This window comes from Thiomicrospira sp. ALE5, from assembly GCF_900112445.1.
Taxonomy (GTDB): domain Bacteria; phylum Pseudomonadota; class Gammaproteobacteria; order Thiomicrospirales; family Thiomicrospiraceae; genus Thiomicrospira.
Genome location: NZ_FOYY01000004.1, coordinates 388723 through 408840, shown reverse-complemented (window position 1 = coordinate 408840; position 20118 = coordinate 388723). Strand labels below are relative to the sequence as shown.

At 45.0% G+C, this 20118-nt stretch carries 20 protein-coding genes, 1 tRNA gene and 1 rRNA gene; 15 read left to right on the top strand and 7 right to left on the bottom strand.

Features of this window, described 5'->3' with window-relative positions; genetic code table 11:
- Window positions 1–186: 186 nt before the first annotated feature.
- The 6 genes from rrf (at window position 187) to fabB (ending at window position 3981) form a co-directional block, all read left to right on the top strand.
- A 5S ribosomal RNA gene (gene rrf / locus BM293_RS08765) occupies window positions 187–302 on the top strand.
- A gap of 71 nt (window positions 303–373) precedes the next feature.
- Window positions 374–1156 (top strand): biotin--[acetyl-CoA-carboxylase] ligase, encoded by a 783-nt coding sequence (locus BM293_RS08760; protein WP_093448562.1) that lies wholly within the window; start codon window positions 374–376, stop codon window positions 1154–1156.
- Window positions 1157–1185: 29 nt separating this feature from the next.
- Window positions 1186–1959 (top strand): type III pantothenate kinase, encoded by a 774-nt coding sequence (locus BM293_RS08755; RefSeq protein WP_093448533.1) that lies wholly within the window; start codon window positions 1186–1188, stop codon window positions 1957–1959.
- A 66-nt stretch (window positions 1960–2025) separates the two neighbouring features.
- Window positions 2026–2101 (top strand) — tRNA-Thr (locus BM293_RS08750).
- 139 nt (window positions 2102–2240) lie between these two features.
- Complete coding sequence (gene fabA / locus BM293_RS08745; protein WP_093448532.1) at window positions 2241–2756, top strand: 3-hydroxyacyl-[acyl-carrier-protein] dehydratase FabA; 516 nt, start codon at window positions 2241–2243, stop codon at window positions 2754–2756.
- 1 nt (window position 2757) lies between these two features.
- Window positions 2758–3981 (top strand): beta-ketoacyl-ACP synthase I, encoded by a 1224-nt coding sequence (fabB, locus tag BM293_RS08740; RefSeq protein WP_093448531.1) that lies wholly within the window; start codon window positions 2758–2760, stop codon window positions 3979–3981.
- Between the two features lie 89 nt (window positions 3982–4070).
- On the opposite strand, the gene BM293_RS08735 is transcribed toward fabB, so the two are convergent.
- The 3 genes from BM293_RS08735 to ftsY are packed head-to-tail and all read right to left on the bottom strand — an operon-like array spanning window position 4071 to window position 6543.
- Window positions 4071–4688 (bottom strand): transglycosylase SLT domain-containing protein, encoded by a 618-nt coding sequence (locus tag BM293_RS08735; protein WP_234968957.1) that lies wholly within the window; start codon window positions 4686–4688, stop codon window positions 4071–4073.
- The gene (locus tag BM293_RS08730; RefSeq protein ID WP_093448529.1) at window positions 4681–5457 is read right to left on the bottom strand and encodes a hypothetical protein; all 777 of its coding nucleotides are present in this window, start codon (window positions 5455–5457) and stop codon (window positions 4681–4683) included. The genes BM293_RS08735 and BM293_RS08730 overlap by 8 nt, the downstream gene beginning before the upstream one ends.
- 9 nt (window positions 5458–5466) lie before the next feature.
- Window positions 5467–6543, bottom strand: coding sequence for a signal recognition particle-docking protein FtsY (gene ftsY, locus BM293_RS08725; RefSeq protein ID WP_093448527.1), 1077 nt, complete (start codon window positions 6541–6543; stop codon window positions 5467–5469).
- A 160-nt stretch (window positions 6544–6703) separates the two neighbouring features.
- Here ftsY and BM293_RS08720 point away from each other — a divergent pair, with 160 nt between their 5' ends.
- The 4 genes from BM293_RS08720 to coaD are packed head-to-tail and all read left to right on the top strand — an operon-like array spanning window position 6704 to window position 10533.
- Window positions 6704–8083, top strand: a complete 1380-nt coding sequence (locus BM293_RS08720) for a M16 family metallopeptidase (RefSeq protein ID WP_093448525.1) — start codon at window positions 6704–6706, stop codon at window positions 8081–8083.
- Entirely contained in the window at window positions 8083–9423 is a 1341-nt protein-coding gene (locus tag BM293_RS08715) for a M16 family metallopeptidase (RefSeq protein WP_093448524.1), read from the top strand. The genes BM293_RS08720 and BM293_RS08715 overlap by 1 nt, the downstream gene beginning before the upstream one ends.
- Window positions 9410–10030 carry a 16S rRNA (guanine(966)-N(2))-methyltransferase RsmD gene (gene rsmD / locus BM293_RS08710; RefSeq protein WP_093448522.1) on the top strand — a complete coding sequence of 207 codons (621 nt, stop codon included), beginning with the start codon at window positions 9410–9412 and terminating at the stop codon, window positions 10028–10030. Before BM293_RS08715 ends, rsmD begins: the two co-directional genes overlap by 14 nt.
- 23 nt (window positions 10031–10053) lie before the next feature.
- Entirely contained in the window at window positions 10054–10533 is a 480-nt protein-coding gene (gene coaD, locus BM293_RS08705; protein ID WP_093448520.1) for a pantetheine-phosphate adenylyltransferase, read from the top strand.
- On the opposite strand, the gene BM293_RS08700 is transcribed toward coaD, so the two are convergent.
- Window positions 10526–11332: a DUF4395 domain-containing protein gene (locus BM293_RS08700; RefSeq protein ID WP_093448518.1), complete on the bottom strand. Its 807-nt coding sequence runs from the start codon at window positions 11330–11332 to the stop codon at window positions 10526–10528. The two genes, coaD and BM293_RS08700, sit on opposite strands and share 8 nt — an antisense overlap.
- A 182-nt stretch (window positions 11333–11514) precedes the next feature.
- Here BM293_RS08700 and BM293_RS08695 point away from each other — a divergent pair, with 182 nt between their 5' ends.
- The 3 genes from BM293_RS08695 to BM293_RS08685 all read left to right on the top strand — a co-directional run bounded on the left by BM293_RS08695 (window position 11515) and on the right by BM293_RS08685 (window position 13877).
- Window positions 11515–12000 (top strand): YajQ family cyclic di-GMP-binding protein, encoded by a 486-nt coding sequence (locus BM293_RS08695; protein WP_093448516.1) that lies wholly within the window; start codon window positions 11515–11517, stop codon window positions 11998–12000.
- 14 nt (window positions 12001–12014) lie between these two features.
- Window positions 12015–12929 carry an acetylglutamate kinase gene (gene argB / locus BM293_RS08690; protein WP_093448514.1) on the top strand — a complete coding sequence of 305 codons (915 nt, stop codon included), beginning with the start codon at window positions 12015–12017 and terminating at the stop codon, window positions 12927–12929.
- A gap of 180 nt (window positions 12930–13109) precedes the next feature.
- Complete coding sequence (locus BM293_RS08685) at window positions 13110–13877, top strand: sulfite exporter TauE/SafE family protein (protein ID WP_093448560.1); 768 nt, start codon at window positions 13110–13112, stop codon at window positions 13875–13877.
- Window positions 13878–13884: 7 nt separating this feature from the next.
- Here BM293_RS08685 and pyrE read toward each other — a convergent pair whose 3' ends face one another.
- Window positions 13885–14532, bottom strand: coding sequence for an orotate phosphoribosyltransferase (pyrE, locus tag BM293_RS08680; RefSeq protein ID WP_093448512.1), 648 nt, complete (start codon window positions 14530–14532; stop codon window positions 13885–13887).
- A 171-nt stretch (window positions 14533–14703) separates the two neighbouring features.
- On the opposite strand from pyrE, the gene BM293_RS08675 reads away from it, so the two are divergent.
- A complete protein-coding gene (locus tag BM293_RS08675) occupies window positions 14704–15231 on the top strand; it encodes a hypothetical protein (RefSeq protein WP_093448510.1) in 528 nt (175 codons plus the stop codon).
- A gap of 15 nt (window positions 15232–15246) precedes the next feature.
- Window positions 15247–16329 carry a flavodoxin domain-containing protein gene (locus BM293_RS08670; protein WP_093448508.1) on the top strand — a complete coding sequence of 361 codons (1083 nt, stop codon included), beginning with the start codon at window positions 15247–15249 and terminating at the stop codon, window positions 16327–16329.
- Window positions 16330–16332: 3 nt separating this feature from the next.
- Here BM293_RS08670 and ppx read toward each other — a convergent pair whose 3' ends face one another.
- Both ppx and ppk1 read right to left on the bottom strand, forming a co-directional pair.
- On the bottom strand, window positions 16333–17862 hold the full coding sequence (ppx, locus tag BM293_RS08665; RefSeq protein ID WP_234968956.1) for an exopolyphosphatase: 1530 nt from the start codon (window positions 17860–17862) through the stop codon (window positions 16333–16335).
- Between the two features lie 84 nt (window positions 17863–17946).
- Window positions 17947–20097 (bottom strand): polyphosphate kinase 1, encoded by a 2151-nt coding sequence (gene ppk1 / locus BM293_RS08660; protein WP_093448506.1) that lies wholly within the window; start codon window positions 20095–20097, stop codon window positions 17947–17949.
- Window positions 20098–20118: the final 21 nt, after the last annotated feature.

The window sequence follows — 20118 nt, the reverse complement described above, 5'->3', positions numbered from 1 at the left end:
TGTGGAAGCGCAGTAATGTGTGAAGCTAACTTGTACTAATTACTCGTGAGGCTTAACTATACAACTCAAAAGTGACTTAACTGGCATGTGAGCTTGAGATAATCAAGGCATGTTATCGAATTGAAGAGATCAATTCCTAAGCAAAGAATTTTAGTAAAGGCCGAAGGCGTTTACAAAACCGAATTGCTTGGCGACCATAGCGGAATGGAACCACCTGATCCCTTCTCGAACTCAGAAGTGAAACGTTCCAGCGCCGATGGTAGTGTGGGGTCTCCCCATGCGAGAGTAGGTCATCGCCAAGCTCCACATCTCAAACCCCTCATATGAGGGGTTTTTTTTTGCCTTTTTTTCTGCCTGGTTTTATTATTTATTCATGTTATTAATTCCTACAAGCCCCCATCCTTGCTATAGATTCAATTTTAGTGAAATCGATTCTACAAACAATTTTTTAAAAAAAGTGGCTGGTTTTACTACTAGACCGGTTTTATGTACAGCTGCATACCAACATAGTGGATATGGCCAACAGGGGCGTGCTTGGTGTTCAAAACAAAACGATCTTATGATGTCTTTGATGTTATCAGTTCCTAATCGTTTTATAGCAACGAATGGTTTATCCCAGTCTATCGCGCTATGTATTGCCAATAGTTTAGGGACAGTTACGGATCAATTAATCCAGGTCAAATGGCCTAATGATATTTTTATTGATGGTGGTAAAGCTGGTGGGGTTCTAATTGAGATTGTTAGAACTGTTCATGATCAGTCAGCTATTATAATTGGCTTTGGCTTAAATTTAACTAAACCGGATGATAGTGTTTCATTGGATTATCCTGCTGGATCATTGTTATCTTGTCTAGACAGTATGGAGTTAGCTAATCTATGTGCAACTAATCTCATCAATGCATTGGTAGGCTCAATTAAGAAAAGTTCAGATCAAAGTCATATCAACGATAGTTTATTAAACATTAATGATTGGCAGAGACTCGACTACTTCAAACTCAATGAAACTATCCGTGTTATCTACCCTAATGGTGATGTGGTTGCAGGTGTTTATTGTGGATTAGATCAGACGGGTCAGGCGTTAATATATAATGCGTCTTTGCCTGATGAGCTTATAAAGGTTAGTACAGGTTTAGTTCAGCTTCGTCGCCATGATTAGATTTGTCAGATAGATTAAGAGCTATTTTTATGAATAAGGCTAGATTATTACTAGATCTGGGTAATACCCACTTGAATTGGGGACTATGTGAAAGTGCTAGTCTGCAAATTTTTGATTCTGGCAGGGTCTCTAACCAGGCCTGGTCTGATTTAATATCTGCTACCGGTGAGTTTGTAAATGCACAGGTCAATATTGATGATATCTGGTTGTGTTCAGTTGCAAAGTCAACAATCATGGAATCGCTATTGTCATGGCTAGCGATAGTTGATCGACCCATTTATCAAGCAACAACAGGCTTAACCTATAATAAGCTTGTGAATAGCTACGATACCTATTCACAGTTAGGGGTTGATCGTTGGTTAGCGCTTATAGCTCTAGTAACGGAATATGGTTGTCCTGGGCTGCTAGTTGACGCAGGCAGTGCCATGACGCTTGATTATGTTGATTGTGATGGTGTTTACCAAGGAGGATGGATTGTTCCTGGTATAAGCAAGTCAAGGCAGTGTTTGTCACTGCAAACCAACCTCCTAGTAACTGATTCGACTTTACCAGATACGCTTACTATAGCTAAAAATACTTCTGCGGGTATAGACGCTGGTTTGCTAGCTGCTGCTATCGGCACCATTACGCAATTTGAGCAGCAAATACCTAAGTATGATGATTTGCAAAAAGTGATTACCGGTGGAGAAGGTTCGCATGTCAGTGAACATCTTCAGCGTAATTGGCGCTATGACCAGCATCTAGTCCTCAAAGGATTGGCTCTTTATGCACAGGACAATATAGCGAGAGACAGATATAATTAAGATTTGTGTTAATTTTGATTAAAACTTATTGACACTAAATTTAACCGATTTATAATAGCGCGCATTGCCGACATAGCACAACTGGTAGTGCAACTGATTTGTAATCAGTAGGTTGGGGGTTCGAGTCCCTCTGTCGGCACCATTCTCAAGTTTCTCCCGCAATTTATTATTCCCACTAATAAACATTAAAATTCAATTTCTTTGTTTTTACTTTCTAGTTTGTAGGCTTTGCCTGTCAGCATTAGACTGCTATAATGAACAAAATATTAGTTGGAAAAAATATGAATCAGCAATCAAGTTATAACAAAGAAGAATTACTTCAATGTAGCCGTGGTGAGTTATTTGGTCCTGGTAATGCTCAATTACCCAAGCCGCCAATGTTAATGTTTGATCGTATTACAGAGATTTCAGAGGAAGGCGGAGCATATGGCAAAGGGATTATTAGGGCCGAACTAGATATTACGCCAGATTTATGGTTCTTTGAATGCCACTTCAACGAAGATCCGGTTATGCCAGGCTGTTTAGGCTTAGATGCAATGTGGCAACTGATAGGTTTTTTCCTCGGTTGGACAGGCGGGCCAGGTCGAGGTAGAGCGCTGGGGTCTGGTGAAGTAAAGTTCTACGGGCAAATTCTACCCAAAGCTAAAAAAGTTGAATATGTTATTGAGATGAAGCGTGTAATAAAGCGTAAACTTTACATGGGTATTGGTGATGCCAAATTATATGTAGATGGACGCGAGATTTATAGTGCTACAGATTTAAAGGTCGGTTTGTTCACCAATACGGACAGTTTTTAATATGAAAAGAGTGGTAATTACGGGTTTAGGTATTGTTTCGAGTTTAGGAAACTCTAAAGCTGAAGTAGCTGAATCCTTAAAAACAGGTAAGTCAGGTATTGTTGCTGCACCTGAATACACAGAAAATGGGATGAGATCTCAAGTTCATGGTGCCGTTAAGAATTTGGATTTCGCAGAACTTATCCCACGTAAGCAATTACGCTTTATGGGTGATGCTGCAGCTTATAGCTACATTGCCATGGAGCAAGCTATTGCAGATTCAGGCCTATCTCCTGAAATGGTTTCAAACGAGCGTACAGGTATTATTGCAGGCTCTGGTGGTGGTTCAAACTCAAATTCTACTCAAGCTGTTGAAGTGACACGACAAAAAGGGGTCAAACGTGTTGGCCCTTATATGGTAACTCGCACTATGGGTAGCACAGTTTCTGCGTGTTTAGCCACCCCATTTAAGATTAAAGGCATTAATTATTCGATTAGTTCGGCGTGTTCCACTAGTGCACATTGTGTTGGTACTGCTGTCGAGCAAATCCAGCTTGGCAAACAAGATGTGGTATTTGCGGGTGGAGGTGAAGAGCTTCATTGGACAATGTCTGTGTTATTTGACGCGATGGGAGCCTTATCATCTAAATACAATGATACACCTGAAAAGGCTTCTCGCACCTATGATGCGAACCGCGATGGCTTTGTCATAGCAGGTGGCGGTGGTATGGTCGTTGTTGAAGAGCTAGAACATGCATTAGCGCGTGGTGCTAAAATTTACGCTGAAATTGTTGGCTATGGTGCGAATTCAGACGGCTATGACATGGTTGCTCCATCTGGGGAAGGTGCGGTGCGTTGTATGCGTCAAGCGCTTAGTACGGTAGCGGGGCCAATTGATTATATTAATCCTCATGGTACCAGTACACCTGTAGGTGATACCAAAGAAATGGCGGCTGTTAAAGAGGTGTTTGGTAATAACATTCCAAAGATAAGCTCTACAAAAGCCATGTCTGGGCACTCTCTGGGTGCTGCGGGTGTTCATGAGCTTATTTATAGCTTATTGATGATGGAGGAGGATTTTATTGCGCCTTCTATTAATATCGATACCTTAGATGCAGAGTGTGCAGGGATGCCGATTGTTACTGAGACGATTTATAATGCTGGTCTAAACCGAATTATGAGTAACAGTTTTGGTTTCGGAGGTACTAACGCTTCGTTGGTTGTGGAACGATACAAAGCAGGTTAATGGTTAACACAAATTAATTGACTTTTAAGGCGGTTTCATCACCGCCTTTTTTATTTTATATAAATAAACCTTATACCCTGTTAACGTCTTTAGCAGCGGCCAAAAAAGCAGCGTTGTGATGGTAAGCGACACTGATTTAGTTGATTCTGATACATAATACTGCGTTGTTCAACCCGTTTGGCCACTGACATAAGCCATGGTTTTTGCTCATAGGTTTTACGTCTAAACCCCCCATGTCCTTCATGATAAGCTAGATATAAATTATAAGGGTCATTGAGTGCGATACCATTACGAGAGTGTGAAAGACTGTTGTACCAACCAATAAAGTCTAAAGCATCATTAACATTTGTTCTTCTAGCACGTAAATTACCCGTTGCCTGTTGATATTCTGCCCAGGTTCCATCGAGTGCCTGTGCATAACCAAACGCACTTGAAGCACGACTACCAGGGATAATACCCAGATGGTTGCGTCGAGGTGGGCGTGCATTGTGAACAAACCTAGACTCTTGGTGAACAAAGGCTTTTTGTATAGCGATGGATGTTCCCCACCGATCTTGTGAGCGTTTTGCAGCTGTATACCATTGCCGATCGTTTTTAATCAATTCACATACATTATCGTGAACTTCTGGAGGCGGATTACGATTTGTTGCACAGCCATTTAGTATCAAGGTGCCCAGCACCAGGCCTGCTAGTCCAAGCTTACTCAAGTAGCTCAAGCGTATTTCCTCCATAATAAAAAGAAAGGTAAGCAAAAGGTATATCGTTTTCGATAAATAATACCCCCCAAATCCCTATTGTATGGGGAATAAATGCCTCTTGCCAGAAGTTTTGTTTAGAGTGTTTTTGACCATTAAAATGCCATATTAAATCAAAATTTTCATAGTCGTTATTTGGCCAAATAAACACGGCTCGACAAGCATCTCCATTAGATAAACCATATTCATCAATGAGTAACTCAAAGGAAACTTTGAGGTCTAGTCCAGCTTTTGTGGCGTCAGTTTTAAAGGCGGCAAGTTCATTTTGCAAGGCTAGTAAGGCTTTTCGCTCTTGCGCGGTTAAAAGAGCAAACTCTTCCAACTCTACTGGAACGGAAGGCTGTCTATGAACTGTGTCTAAAATGGGCGGATCTTGTTTTGCAGCTTGTGCGCTCGTTTCAATAGAGTGGTTATCGTTTGGCGCCATTATGACCATAACCAGCAGGCCTGCTAAGATTATCAATATTATAAATAGGAGTTGGCGAACTCTGGTCCATGGCATGATGCCACGATAACGGCGCTGTTGAGGTTGAAGCAAACCTGCTTGATAACCTTGCTCAAAAGGGTAAAGCAAGTCAGGATCGTGACGAATTGATAAAGGCGGAGCGGGTTTATTGGCCAAGCCTGCCTCACTTTGACTATGCAATGCAAGATTATAGCCCTGCTGATAGGCACGTTGCTGGGCGGGCGACCAAGATGATATCGCAACCGAGTTAATCACGCGATTAATCTAGGTTTGACGATCTAAAAAAGCATCTACAAAGGACTTGGCATTAAAGACTTGAAGGTCAGCCAAGGTTTCGCCCACGCCGATAAATTTAACCGGTATCCCCATTGTTTGAGCTAAGTTAAAAATGACGCCGCCTTTGGCGGTACCATCGAGTTTAGTGATAACCAGGCCTGTTACACCAACGGCTTGATGAAACTCTTTTGCTTGATTGAGGGCGTTTTGACCAATAGATGCATCTAGTACCAGTAATACATCGTGCGGCGCCTCTGCATCGCACTTTTGTATGACCCGTTTGACCTTTTTCAGTTCGTCCATTAGGTTGTTCTGGGTATGCAAGCGCCCCGCCGTATCGGCCAGTAACACATCCATTTTTTTCGCTTTGGCAGAATGAATCGCATCATAAATTACCGCCGCTGAGTCGGCACCGGTTTTTTGCGCCATCACTGGAATTTGATTGCGCTCTCCCCAGGTTTGCAGCTGCTCTACTGCGGCAGCCCTAAAGGTATCGCCAGCGGCCAACATCACTTTATGCTGCTGATTTTGCAAATATTTGGCCAGTTTACCAATCGTAGTGGTTTTGCCCGCACCATTAATGCCGACCATTAAAACCACATGGGGTTTGGCATCCGCATCGATGACCAAGGGCTGCTCTACTGGCGTTAAAAGGGCTTCAAGTTGATCAGCTAAAGATTCTAGTAAAGCGTTTGGGTCTTTTAAAATCTGACGAGATACTTGATCGGTGAGCGCATCAATGATTTGTGAAGTGGCTTCAAAGCCAACATCCGCTTGGAGCAACAGGGTTTCTAATTCCTCTAATAGCTCATCATCAATCTGTTTTTTACCTAAAAACAATCGAGACAGGCCGGAAGTAAACGCTTCGCGTGACTTGGTCAACTGGGTTTTTAGGCGAGAGAATAGCCCTTTTTTAGTGGGCGTTTGTTCAGCATTATCAGTGGCAACAGGTAATATTGCGGTGTCTTGATCAACAGCCTCATTTGATGAATCTAATGAGGGATTTGTAACCTCTTCTGGCTTAGGCTCAGTTACAATGGGTTTCTTTTTAAGAAAATTAAACATACAGGTCTCAGTAATTTAGGAAAAATGCGACGCACTCGTCTGCGCCCCTTGTAAAAGTCATATCGTCCTATTATAAATAACTTAACGTTTTTTGCACTGCAAATGCCCAGCCTAGATGGGTTGACTATATTAAATACAGCACGCTTGGAAGGAGAGCAGTATGCCTAATTGGAAAACATGGGGGCTTAGTCTTTTATTAATACTGACCAACCCTGCGCTTGCAACCGAGTCACCGACCCTATTTGAGACCCAACTCGATAATGGCTTACAAGTCATTGTTAAATCGGACCATCGCTCACCTATTGTGGTTCACCAGGCCTGGTACCGAGTGGGTGCCAATTATGAGCCAACCCATTTAACCGGTATTTCTCATATGCTTGAGCACATGATGTTCAAAGGTACCGAAAATATGGCGCCCGGCGAGTTTTCGCGCGAAGTCTCGCGCCTTGGAGGGCGAGACAATGCCTTCACCTCAGCTAACTACACGGCGTATTTTCAAATTGTTGGCCGAGAACACCTTGCAAGGGTGATGGAAATGGAAGCGGATCGTATGGCTAATCTAAAGCTCACGGATGCCGAGTTTCAACCAGAGCGTAATGTCGTCATCCAGGAACGACTTTGGGCGGTTGATGATCGCCCCAGTGCACGTTTATTTGAGCAATTCAAAGCCACTGCGTTTTTGAGTAGCCCAGAACGTAATCCTATTATCGGCTGGATGGATGATATTAAAAACTACACGCTTGAGGATTTGCAGGCCTGGTACGACCGTTGGTATTCACCTAGTAATGCCACATTGGTGGTGGTCGGGGATATCACGCCTGACGAAGTGTTAACTTATGCCAAGCAAACCTATGGTCAGATTCCGGCGCGTGACATTGCGCCACCCCGTTCCGCGGTCGAAATACCACAACAAGGGCAACGCCGGATTATTCTAAAAGATGCCGTTCCTGTACCCAGTTTGTTAATTGGTTTTCATGCGCCAAGCTTAGTTAGCGCCGAAGATCCTGCTGATGTGTATGCCTTAGCGGTACTAAGCAGTATTTTAGGTGGCAACGACAGTTCACGATTAACGCAAGCCTTAGTCCGTGATCAGCAGTTGGCCAGTTCTGCGGGTAGTTTTTATCGATTTTTGGGGCGGTTAGGATCACAGTTTGCGCTCAGTGCACAGCCTAATCCTGGCGTGAGTGTGGCTCAGCTGGAAGAGGCTTTGTTAGCGCAGATTACTCGTTTGCAAAATGAGCCGGTCACCCAGGCAGAACTAAATCGTGTGCTGGCGCAAGCCGAAGCGGCGCATGTGTTTAGCCAAGATTCCATTCAATCTCAAGCCAATATGCTAGGTATGCTGGTCAGCGTTGGATTGCCATCCAGTACGTTTGATGATTATGTGGATAACTTGCGCCAAGTCACACCGGAACAGATTCAGCAGGTTGCGAATAGATACTTGCAACTGGATCAATCTACCGTCGCGATTTTAGAACCTAGTGGTCAAACGAATCGCCGTCCAGCGGCCAGACCTGACTTTGGGGGGAGATCACACTAATGAAAAACTTAACACTTAATCGCTTAGCCATTCTAGTTAAATCCGCGGCAGCTGGGTTAATTCTCAGCATGAGTTGGCCGGTTTTCGCCCAATTGGATATTCAAACTTGGCAAACCCAGCAAGACGTCAAAGTCATGTTTGTCGCCACCCCGGAATTGCCCATGATGGATATCGAGCTGGTATTTGATGCCGGCAGTGCCCGCGATGGTGCGCAACCGGGTCTAGCCAACTTTACGGGCAATATGATTGGGCTGGCGACCAGTCAGCGTAATGAGCAAGCGATCGCAGATGGCTTTAACGATTTAGGCGCGGTATTTGATTCAAATGTGAATCGTGACATGACTAGTTTTTCATTGCGTGCATTGACACGCGAGCCGCTGCTAACCGCTGCGCTTGATTTGTTTGCTGAAGTCATTACTGATGCAGAATTTCCAGCTGATATTATGCAGCGCGATCGAGTGCGTTTATTGCAAGCCATGCAGCAAGCCGATGAAGTGGCTGGACAATATGCGCGTAAAGTCTTTTGGGAACGTCTGTATCAAAACCATCCCTATGCGCATGATGTGGCAGGTCAGCAAGAGGTCATTGAACAGCTCACACCGTTGGATTTAGAGGCTTTTTATCGCCAGTTTTATGTCGCGCAAAATGCGCAAATTGCCATAGTCGGTGATTTAACACGCGCGCAAGCAGAAGCCATTGCGCAAAAGTTGAGTGAGCGTTTGGGAACGGGGGTTAAAGCGCCTGCCCTTGCTAAACCCGAACCGGTGACACCTGGTTTAGAAGTGGTGGAGTTTACCGCGAATCAAACGCAGTATTTTGCGGGTCAGTTAGGGGTTGAGCGTGGACACCCAGACCACTACGCTTTATTTTTAGGCAATCACCTGCTTGGTGGCAGTGGCTTTGCATCCTTACTCGTCGAAGAAGTGCGCGAAAAACGCGGTTTGGTATACAGTGTGTTTAGTTTTTTTGCGCCGCTGCGCGAAGCCGGGCCTTGGATGATTGGCTTGTCTACCGCGAATAACCAAGCGCAAGAAGCCGATCAGGTGGTTAAAGAAACCCTGCTCGGCTTTTTAGAGGACTTTGATGATCAAAAGTTTGCCGACATCAAACAAAACCTATTGGGTGGTTGGCCCATGCGTTTTGATACAAATAGTAAAATTTTAGGATATATTTCGATGATTGGCTTTTATGACTTGCCTCTTGACTACTTGGAGGCCTTTCCTGCTGCTATTGCCGAACTAGAAAAAGAAGATGTCTTGGCCGCTTGGCGTCGACATATTCATCCAGATAAATTGTTCACTCTGATGGTAGGCCAACCGGTGCTAGATGAAACGCCATAAACGAACAACTGGTGAAGCGACTGGACAAGTTCGAATTATTGGCGGGGATGCGCGCGGACGTAAACTCAACGTGCTCGAGCAGCCTGGGTTGCGGCCAACCAGTGATCGGGTTCGAGAAACGCTGTTTAACTGGTTGCAATTTGATATTGCTGGTAAACAGTGTTTAGATGCCTTTGCCGGCTCGGGTGCTTTGGGTTTTGAGGCGATGTCACGCGGGGCGGCGTCGGGCACTTTTTTAGAACAAAGTCCGAGCGTTGCCGCCTGTTTACAAGCCAACCTCGTCCAATGGCAGCAAGCAGGCCTGGCAACGGCAAATTCCCGGGTCATTTGCACCGATACGCTGCAATGGTTGCAGCAACCTACCATCAAAGACCAAGCTTTCGATATCATTTTTGTTGACCCGCCATTTATGCAGGGCTTGCTAGCGCAAACACTGGAACGCCTACATTCCTTTGGTTGGATGCACGCGCAGACATGGCTTTACTTAGAGCAAGAAAAAGGGCAAACTTGGCCAAGCATGCCGTCACATTGGTATTGCCATCGAGAAAAAACCACTTCACAAGTTAGCTATAGTTTGTGGCGACAAGATACTAAAGTCACGGATTAGACACACAAGGAAGACCATTCGATATGAGCGTAACGGCTGTTTACCCCGGAACCTTTGATCCGATTACCTGCGGACACACTGATTTAATTAAGCGTGCCAGCCCTTTTTACGACAAGCTGATTATTGCGGTGGCCGAAAATCAAAACAAACAACCCTTGTTTAGTTTAGACGAGCGTATTGCTCTGGCACAGCAGGCCTGCTTGGGCATTGATAATGTTGAAGTGCGTGGTTTTAATTGCCTTTTGGTCGAGTTTGTACAACAGGTGCAAGGGCGGGTTATTTTGCGTGGTTTAAGAGCAGTTTCGGATTTTGAATATGAGTTTCAACTGGCATCAATGAATCGTAAGTTGGCCAGTCAGGTGGAAACCATGTTTATGACCCCTGCTGAGCAATATAGCTTTATATCATCCAGTTTAGTGCGAGAGATCGCGCGTTTGCACGGCGATGTAACCGACTTTGTGCCTGATTGTGTTAACCAGGCACTGCAGCAGAGGTTTAATTAGTCGTCTTATCCGGTGCATTTTTGTCAGACGGGGTAGCGGTTATTCCAGAAGACTCCTTGGCAAGTGCAGCCTGTTTTGCTTGATGACGACGTGCAATTTCATCCCAATCAATATTATTACAGGTTTCGCATTCCTCTTTAAGGACGCGCATTTTGACCAGCAACGAATGAATCTTACAGCCGACGCAAAAGCCTAGGATGGCCTCCATCCACATAAACGCAATACAAATCCAAACGAGCGTGGTGGGAATCCAGAAAGGCATATAGTTGTAGTGTGTTGGTAGCAGGGTTTGGCCGGTTAAGCTATTGACCCAGCGTGCAAATACCTCAGGATTAAAAAAGATTAAGCAGACAATAATAAAGCTACTACCTAATGTCCAAGCAAAGCGTTTAGGGACAAGTGGCTTCCAAACGGCAGGTTTATTGGCCGCTAATAAGCTGGCGATTAAAATGGTCGGTGAAAGACGCGATAGATATTTTGACATTCCCGCAACCATTTCAAATAAGGCATACCATAATACCCAGGTTGGAATAGTCCAATCATAAGTGCGACGTACCGCCTCAACTTGATAAATAATCCGTCCTTCCCAATCAAGCTCGTAGGTATCTACCGAGGTATTGCCATCTACAATCCAGGTGGGAAAATAAATGGCATCATACAGGGTTAAGCCCATATAGAGAGGAATCGCTAATAAAATCCCTGCACGAATTCGTACAGCTAGGTCATTAATATATAACGATTGTTCACGAGGATCTCGAAACCACAAATTTTGTAGCGCATTTAGATAGGCTTGCAACATACTAGGCTCCAATCGTAGGTGAAGATATTATTTTTTATTAATATTACGCTTGCTTAGGGGGATAACACTAATAGAAAAGCTTAATAGGGCTATCTGAAGTACTTGACTCAGCTTCAAACGCGGAAGGAACTAAGGATTATGATAAAATACAACCATGATTTATTGCTAATTAAGGAATAACGATGCCTTCTTTTGATATTGTATCTGAAGTGGATAAACACGAATTAACCAACGCTGTTGACCAAGCTAATAAAGAAGTCACGACACGTTTTGACTTTAAAGGTACAGACACTCACTTCGCTCTGAATGATCTCGAAATTAAAATGCATACTGAGTCAGAGTTTCAGTTGGATCAAATGTATAGTGTGCTCACATCAAAATTAAGTAAACGTGGCATTGACCTTCGCGCGATTGAACTCAAAGACCCAGGCGTTCAATTGAAAACGGCTAAGCAAAGTGTACTTGTACACCAAGGGCTTGATACACCCATTGCCAAAAAAATTATTAAAATGATTAAAGACGCCAAACTGAAAGTGCAGGCACAAATCCAGGGTGACTCGGTACGTGTAACGGGTAAAAAACGTGATGACCTGCAACAAGCGATTGCCTTATTAAAAGGGCAAGAGGACTTAGAGCGTCCGCTTCAGTTTAACAATTTTCGCGATTAACCAGGCCTGCTACCATGAGAGTACAAAAAACCATGAACCTAAATAAAGACCAAGCTCAAAATATTGCCTCGGTATTAGCGGAGGCGTTGCCTTACATCCAGCGTTTTGCAGGAAAAACGATTGTCGTTAAATATGGTGGCAATGCGATGACTGAAGATCACCTAATGGCTAGTTTTGCGCGTGATATCGTGTTAATGAAATTGGTGGGCATGAATCCAGTAGTGGTACATGGCGGCGGCCCGCAAATTGGTGACCTGTTAAAACGGGTCGGTAAAGAGTCAGAGTTTGTGCAGGGTATGCGGGTCACCGATACCGAAACCATGGATATAGTCGAAATGGTTTTAGGTGGCTTGGTTAATAAAGAAATTGTCAACCTAATTCACCAACACGGCGGGAATTCAGTCGGCTTAACGGGTAAAGATGGTAACCTAATTATGGCCAAAAAACTTAAGGTGACCAAGCACACGCCGGAGATGAATGAGCCTGAAATTATTGATATTGGACACGTTGGCGAAGTGTCTCGGATTAACACCGGTGTTATTGACATGTTAATTCAAGGCGACTTTATTCCAGTTATTGCACCTGTGGGCGTTGATGAAGAGGGTCACTCTTATAATATTAATGCCGACTTGGTAGCGGGTAAGGTTGCCGAAGCCCTGCAAGCTGAAAAACTGATGTTACTCACCAATACACCAGGCCTGCTTAATAAGCAGGGTGAGCTGCTGACCGGCTTAAATGCTAAGATGGTCGATGAGCTGATTGCAGATGGCACCATTTATGGCGGCATGCTGCCCAAAATTCAATGTGCTCTTGATGCGGTACAAGGTGGTGTAAAGGCCTCTCATATTGTAGATGGCCGTGTAGATCATGCGGTGATGCTTGAAGTCTTTACCGATGAAGGTGTTGGCACTCTAATTACCGCACGTTAAACCGCTCTAACGGTCAGGGCTCTCACCCTCTAGCGCGGCCTCCTTCGGCTTTTTGCTGCGCAAAAAGAGGCGTCGGCAGACTAGAGGGTTACGCCCTTTATTTCTAGCTTTGAGTCTGCAACATCAACTAAAAGCGAAGTCTCTTCATTTGAGGTTTCGCTTTTTTATTTGGAAGCGTTTGTGTTAGAACAAGTTTTATTATTTTTTATTTCGCTGGTAGCGAACTTATTATCTGCGCTAGCCGGCGGCGGAGCAGGCCTGCTGCAGCTGCCGGCCTTGTTGTTTCTGGGTTTGCCGTTTGGCGTGGCCTTGGCAACGCATAAGGTCGCGAGTGTGTTTTTGGGTTTAGGCGCAACCGCACGCCATTGGCGTAGTTCAACACTCGACTGGCGATTTGCGGCATTTATCCTAGCCTGTGGTTTACCCGGTGTCGTGCTGGGCGCAAGTTTTATTTTACAGGTCGATGAGCGCTGGGCAACCTTGGCATTGGGGCTGCTAACCCTAAGTTTAGGCATTTACTCCTGGCTAAAGCCTGAACTAGGGCAAACTTCACAACCACAAAACCGCCAAGTAGCAGGCCTACTAATCGGTGGTATTGTGATTTTAATGATTGGCGTGCTCAATGGATCACTCACATCGGGTACGGGACTCTTTGTTACCCTTTGGTTAGTGCGTTGGTTTGGTCTTGATTATAAAACGGCAGTCGCCTATACCTTGGTGTTGGTAGGCATTTTTTGGAATGGTATGGGCGCGCTAACCCTCGGTATTTTAGGTGACATTATGTGGAGTTGGTTGCCTGCCTTGATTTTAGGGTCGCTGATTGGCGGTTACCTAGGCGCACATTTGTCAATAGTCAAAGGTAACAAGCTTGTTAAACATGCATTTGAAGTGATTACGATCCTGGTGGGGATTGCACTGATGTATCAAGCTTGGTCATTAAGTGCTTAATGGGTTATTATTTAACACCAAACTGGTCGCGGTAAGTTTGCATAGCGGTTAAGGTGCCAGCATCGCCCGTTTGTTTAGCGCCACCGCCCAAATAGGTAATTAAGTCATTCAAGTTCAAAATACTCATCACGGGTAAACCATATTGCTGTTCTACTTCTTGAATCGCCGATAACTCACCTTGGCCGCGTTCCATACGATCTAACGCCACCACCACGCCAGCAGGGGTCGCACCATGTTGATGAATTAAGTCAATCGACTCCCTGATCGCGGTACCTGCAGTAATCACATCGTCAATGATTAAAATTCGCCCAGTCAGCGCGTGGCCAACAATTTGGCCGCCTTCCCCATGATCTTTAATTTCCTTACGGTTAAAGGCATAGGGCTTGTTGATGCCATGGTCACGCGCTAAAGCAACACTGGTGGTGGCGGCAAGGGGAATCCCTTTGTAAGCTGGACCAAACAACACATCAAATTCTACGCCTGATGCAGCAATGGCAGCGGCATAGGCCTGCGAGAGTTGATCTAGGTGCGCACCGGTATTAAACAAACCGGCATTAAAAAAGTAGGGGCTAATTCGGCCTGATTTTAGGGTAAATTCGCCCCATTTCAATACACCGACGTCGGCAATAAAATTAATAAAGTCCGCTTTGTTCATGGTGACAACCTTTGTTAATATAGTAAAAATAATGCTTCAAATCATAGAGGGCGACGTTGCATCTGGCAAGCCTTTTTCATCATAGATTGTACCTAGCTCTGTTAAGCTGGCCTAGGACTTGCTAAACTAGCAGAATCTAACATAACTATTTAACCTGCAGCGAGGCAACAAATGGCAATCGACTTACGCAAGGTCGAACCTTTGGGTTCAAAAAGTGTATTGCTCGAACAGGCAATTAAAAAAAATCGCGGCAAACAAAAAGCCAATGGGGCCAGTTATTTAGAAGACATCGACTTGTCGGATATGCTTAATCCAGACTACGAATGGCTTAACCAAGATAAAACGGCCCTGCAAAACTTAGTTCAGCAAATGGACAAGGCGATTGGGCAGCTTTCAGAGCAAATGCGCGATATGGGGATGCAAACGCGTCATATCGAACAGTTTAGCCGTCGCTCTAAAGCGCAGCTTGAAGAAGAACAAGCGTTATTATTTAAACAAATACAAACGCTAAACAGCCTACTTAAGCGCCAAATTGCAGTATTAAATGGGGTAGAGCGCCAACTTGAACAAGTTGAAATACGCCAAATGAGTATTTTACCCCAGCTGGTATTAGGGTTAGTTGCGGGCCTTGGATCTGCAGTAACCATTTTGATCGCAGCGCCTTGGATGATGACTTTTGCCGGTTGGCTTGGCGCATAGGTCATTGATTATAGGATGCAAGCAAGGTTAATTGAAAAAACTCCGCTTACTCATGCTTCGGTATCACAGCCAGCATGGTTGGTAACCTTAGAGACCGATGAGCTGCTCGATTATCAGCCGGGTGATTGGGTCACCGTGCTGGGTACCAATCGTATTGAATGGGCAAACGCGATTCTAGCACAACTCAATCTAGCGCCCGATTCGATGGTAAGTTTGCGTCGGGTGGGCGATGTGTGTGCCCTTGACGCATTAGTTTACCATTTAGAGATTACATTCTTAGATCCTGCTTTATTGGGTAAGCTCGGGCGCCAGTTTGGCTTTAATTTATGGCCTGATCGTCATCTAATGCGCGCTTATGCAGACAGTCGTGATCTATTAGATTTATTGATTGAATACCCAAAAATAGCACAATTAGGTGAGCAGTTACTACCACTGCTTACCCCGTTATTACCCCGATACTATTCAATCGCGAGCGCGCCCAATTCAATGGCGCCTAATCGGCTGCAAATTCTATTTAAGCAGCTTGAGATTCAGCAACACGGTCGCACACGTTATGGTGTAACCTCAACCAGTTTGGCGACAAGTCAATTAGGCGAGACGTTCAGTATAGCCATAAAAGCCAATCCACAGTTTAAATTACCTGCTAATCCGCAAACACCCGTGACGATGATTGCGGCAGGTACGGGATTAGCACCGTTTCTGGGTTTTATGCAAGCGCGAGCGGCACAGGGTGCCAGTCAAAATCATCTCTATTTTGGAGAAACACATGCCGAGCAGCGCTTTTTAGCACAAAAACAATTGAGTGCATGGCAGCAGGCAGGCCTGCTGAATTTGGTGACGGCTTTTTCGCGTGACCCGCAACCGGTTGGTTATCCAACACCTTATTATGTGCAGGATGCCTTACTTAAGCAGCAGGCCTGGTTAGCCGACTGGCAAGCGGAGGGTCATATTTATGTCTGTGGTAGTAAGCAAGGGGTAGCAAAAGGTGTTGAAGCGGCGATTAAGCAGGCCTGGTCAACTCATGGCTTGTTTTCAGACGTAGACCAAGCTTGGTTGGATGCGCGCAAACTAGGGCGGATTCAACTTGATGTCTATTGAGCTTCATTCAATACTTAAGTAAAAGCCAGCAGCCTCGAGACGTTTTGCCTCTATGTTTAAATCCATTGCAGTAAGCGGATGTCGTTCTAACCAACCTTCTTCAAAGACTAGGCTAAGCCGGTGTTCTAACGCGCTGGTGTCAATGTGTAGTAATATCTCAGGCAAATCTAAATCACGGCCACGGTGAATGCGTACAGCCAAGCGCAGCAATACGGTTAGAAATACGAGTTTGTTATTATGTGGTTCAAAAAGCGTATCAAACGCCTCGTTAATAAACTTACCTCGGTGGTTGAGCATCATAGCGGCAAGCATTTGCTTTTCTTGGTTGGTAAAGCCGGCGAGATCCGTATTTTCGAGCAGATAGGCGGAATGGTGACGGTAGCGTTTGTAGCTGATGGCCATCCCGCATTCATGTAACTGCGCAGACCACTCCAACAACTTAGGATAGTTGTATTCGGTATCGTGCAGCTGCCAAGTATTGTGTGCTTGATGATACAAACGGCGAGCTGTCTGAGCAACTTGTTTTGCCTGCGCGGTATCGACCCGCATCCAGTTTTGCATCGCCTGCACACTCTGCTCGCGGCTGTCTTCGTTATGTAAACGTCCCAAGGTGTCAAATACTAAGCCTTCACGCAGGGCATTTGAGCTAACAAGCATCGTGGCTATACTGAGTTCTTCAAAGGTTGCAATTAAAATGGCTAAACCTCCGGCAATAACGGGGCGTCGGTCGTCTTTTAAGCCAGGGATAGACGCATCCATGGCGCTTCCTGCTTTAATCAATTCCCCACGAAGTTGTTGTAAGCCACTCAGTTGAATGCTGCCATCACTGCTCCATTGGTTTTCAACCAAGATTTGACTGATCGACTTGATTGTCCCCGAGGCACCATAAGCGCCATCCCAACCTTGTTTGGTTAAGCTTTTACGGTGTGGGCGTAAAATTTGGCGCGCACTGGTAATGGCTCGAGTCATGCGCTCTGGGGTAATAATGTCTTCAGCAAAAAAAGCTTGCGTGAGACTAACACAGCCCATTTCGGTACTGGTTAGGTGTTGGTTAGTAAACCCCTGACCAATAATATATTCTGTGCTGCCACCGCCAATATCCATGACTAGCCGTTGCTCATTGCTTTTAGGTAGACCATGAACCACACCGAGAAAGATTAATCGAGCTTCTTCTTGACCCGAAATAATCTCTATATGGTGACCAAGGGCATCACCCGCGGCTTGTAAAAAATGGCGCGAGTTTTGGGCGTTGCGCAAGGTGTTTGTGCCAACGGCACGAATGTTTTGAGCGGGCAAGTGTTTGATGAGTTGACCAAAACGCGTTAAACATTTCAGTGCACTTTCAATAGCTTCCTCTGATAGCCAACCTTGTGAGTCGAGACCTGAACGCAATCGCACCATTTCTTTATGCTTGTCGATTACCTGAAGCTGGTGGTCGCGTTCGCGAGCAAGAATCATGTGAAAACTGTTTGAACCCAAGTCAATGGCGGCGTACAAATCAGACTCTGGATTGTCGTTCATAGTTTTTTTCATAGTTTGAAAGCAAGTTTGCGATAAGTGTAATCGATTTTTTATCGGTAAACCATGTAATTTGTTTACCGATATGTGTGGTTGGCCTTAGCTAGTTGGGTTGTCGCCTTGGTATTGGTTGATGAGAAGCTGTTGTGAGTTAATCAACTCCTCGGTGTTTGCTGGATCGGGACTGATTAGCTGATAGTGACCATTAGGTTGTAATATCCACGCTGAGGTATTGTCCTCTAAGTACAAAGCCAACCCTTCGGTAAAGACCTGCTGAAAACATTGGGGATCAAGAATTGGAAAGCAGGTTTCAACACGAGATAACAGATTTCTGCTCATCCAGTCGGCACTGGAGCAATATAGTTCCGGCTCGCCGCCGTGATTTTCAAAATAATAAACCCGATGGTGTTCCAAAAAGCGGCCAATAATCGAGCGCACTTGAATGTTTTCAGACAAGCCGGGCACACCCGGGACTAACGAACAAATGCCACGTATAATCAAATCGACTTTTACACCCGCTTGTGAGGCCTCATAAAGCGCATCAATAATTTGCTTTTCCTGTAAACCGTTCATTTTGGCAATCACGCGCGCGGGTTTACCATTACGCGCGTTTTCAGCCTCACGCTGAATGCGTTCAATCATGCCAGAGTGCAGGGTGAAGGGTGACTGTAATAATACTTTAAGATCTTTGGTATTGCCTAAACTGGTGAGTTGCTGGAAGATTTTGGTCACATCATGACCAATATCCTTATGGCAGGTAAACAGCCCAAAATCGGTATAAAAACGCGTGGTAATGTGATGGTAGTTGCCTGTGCCAAGGTGCACATAGTGGCGTAACTTGGACTCTTCACGGCGCACCACTAAAATCATCTTAGCATGGGTTTTGTAGCCCACCACACCATATACCACATGTACACCGGCGTCCTGTAACCTAGTGGCTTGCTGAATGTTATTGTCCTCATCGAAACGAGCGCGTAGCTCGATAACCGCTGTCACCTCTTTGCCATTTTTAGCGGCACGCACCAAGGCATCAATAATGGCCGATTTTTCGCCAGTTCGGTACAGAGTCATCCGTATTGCTAATACATTGGGGTCTTTTGATGCTTGGTTTAAAAAGTCAATTACCGGGGTAAAGGCATCATAGGGGTGATGCAGCAAAATATCCTGGCGTGCGATATGTTGAAATAAATTTTCACCATCCTTTTTACGCGAGAACAACCGGAAGGGGTTTTTATTCGTGGGCTTAGGTTTAAAAGGTTTGGGCACGTGTGGTGGAAAGATCAAATCTGGGCGATTGACTAGATTAGGCACCGCATCTAAGCGATGCAAGTTGACTGGGCCATGCACCTGATATAAAGCCGTCTCGTCCAGTTTGAAACGGTCAAGCAAATAATCCATCATCGCTGGCGGGCAATTGTCGGCCACTTCTAAACGAATGGCATCGCCATATTGACGACCATATAACTCACCCTGTAACGCACTCATAATGTCATCGACTTCTTCTTCATCAATAAACAAGTTGGTGTTGCGGGTGACTCTAAACTGATAACAACCGGTCACGGTCATGCCCGGAAATAAGTTAGCCACGTTAGAGTGTAAGATAGATGATAAAAATACTAGGTCATTATCACCGTCAGTCGCTTCCGGCGGTAGCTTGACCAAGCGCGGTAATGACCGTGGTACCTGCACAATTGCTAAACCATTCGAGCGCCCAAACGCATCCTTGCCCTCTAAGGACACAATAAAATTCAAGCTTTTGTTGAGAATTTTAGGGAAAGGATGCGACGGGTCTAGGCCCATCGGGCTGAGTACCGGTTTTAATGAGTCTAAAAAGTAATTGCGAATCCATTCTTTTTGTTTGTCGTTCCAGTGATTGCGCCTTACAAAACGAATGCCTTCTTTTTCCAGCGCAGGGATCAAGATATGGTTTAGCGTATGGTATTGGTCTTTGACAATGTCATGCGCAGCCTTACTCAATTGAGCTACAGCGTCTTTGGGCACAAGGTTATCAGGGTGAGTGCGTGCTGCAGGTTCTTTGGCCAGTTCAATTAAACTGGCTAAACGTACCTCAAAAAACTCATCCATGTTTGAGCTGGAAATACATAAAAACTTTAAGCGCTCCAATAATGGCACTTGCGCATTTTTAGCTTGCGCAAGTACGCGGCGATTAAACTCCAGCAGGCTGCATTCACGGTTTATATAAATGGGTTGTACACTAGGTGTCGGTGTTGGTTGAGGCGATGTTGTCATTGGATTCCTCGTGGCAAAACG

What these genes read in the sequence shown, in the direction of transcription:
- coaD (WP_093448520.1), top strand. Translation starts at nt 10,054, where the DNA reads ATGAGCGTAACGGCTGTTTACCCCGGAACCTTTGATCCGATTACCTGC.
- rsmD (WP_093448522.1), top strand. Translation starts at nt 9,410, where the DNA reads ATGAAACGCCATAAACGAACAACTGGTGAAGCGACTGGACAAGTTCGA.
- ppk1 (WP_093448506.1), bottom strand. Translation starts at nt 20,097, where the DNA reads ATGACAACATCGCCTCAACCAACACCGACACCTAGTGTACAACCCATT.
- fabA (WP_093448532.1), top strand. Translation starts at nt 2,241, where the DNA reads ATGAATCAGCAATCAAGTTATAACAAAGAAGAATTACTTCAATGTAGC.
- BM293_RS08675 (WP_093448510.1), top strand. Translation starts at nt 14,704, where the DNA reads ATGGCAATCGACTTACGCAAGGTCGAACCTTTGGGTTCAAAAAGTGTA.
- ftsY (WP_093448527.1), bottom strand. Translation starts at nt 6,543, where the DNA reads ATGTTTAATTTTCTTAAAAAGAAACCCATTGTAACTGAGCCTAAGCCA.
- pyrE (WP_093448512.1), bottom strand. Translation starts at nt 14,532, where the DNA reads ATGAACAAAGCGGACTTTATTAATTTTATTGCCGACGTCGGTGTATTG.
- BM293_RS08670 (WP_093448508.1), top strand. Translation starts at nt 15,247, where the DNA reads ATGCAAGCAAGGTTAATTGAAAAAACTCCGCTTACTCATGCTTCGGTA.
- argB (WP_093448514.1), top strand. Translation starts at nt 12,015, where the DNA reads ATGAGAGTACAAAAAACCATGAACCTAAATAAAGACCAAGCTCAAAAT.
- BM293_RS08755 (WP_093448533.1), top strand. Translation starts at nt 1,186, where the DNA reads ATGAATAAGGCTAGATTATTACTAGATCTGGGTAATACCCACTTGAAT.
- ppx (WP_234968956.1), bottom strand. Translation starts at nt 17,862, where the DNA reads ATGAAAAAAACTATGAACGACAATCCAGAGTCTGATTTGTACGCCGCC.
- BM293_RS08695 (WP_093448516.1), top strand. Translation starts at nt 11,515, where the DNA reads ATGCCTTCTTTTGATATTGTATCTGAAGTGGATAAACACGAATTAACC.
- fabB (WP_093448531.1), top strand. Translation starts at nt 2,758, where the DNA reads ATGAAAAGAGTGGTAATTACGGGTTTAGGTATTGTTTCGAGTTTAGGA.
- BM293_RS08760 (WP_093448562.1), top strand. Translation starts at nt 374, where the DNA reads ATGTTATTAATTCCTACAAGCCCCCATCCTTGCTATAGATTCAATTTT.
- BM293_RS08700 (WP_093448518.1), bottom strand. Translation starts at nt 11,332, where the DNA reads ATGTTGCAAGCCTATCTAAATGCGCTACAAAATTTGTGGTTTCGAGAT.
- BM293_RS08720 (WP_093448525.1), top strand. Translation starts at nt 6,704, where the DNA reads ATGCCTAATTGGAAAACATGGGGGCTTAGTCTTTTATTAATACTGACC.
- BM293_RS08715 (WP_093448524.1), top strand. Translation starts at nt 8,083, where the DNA reads ATGAAAAACTTAACACTTAATCGCTTAGCCATTCTAGTTAAATCCGCG.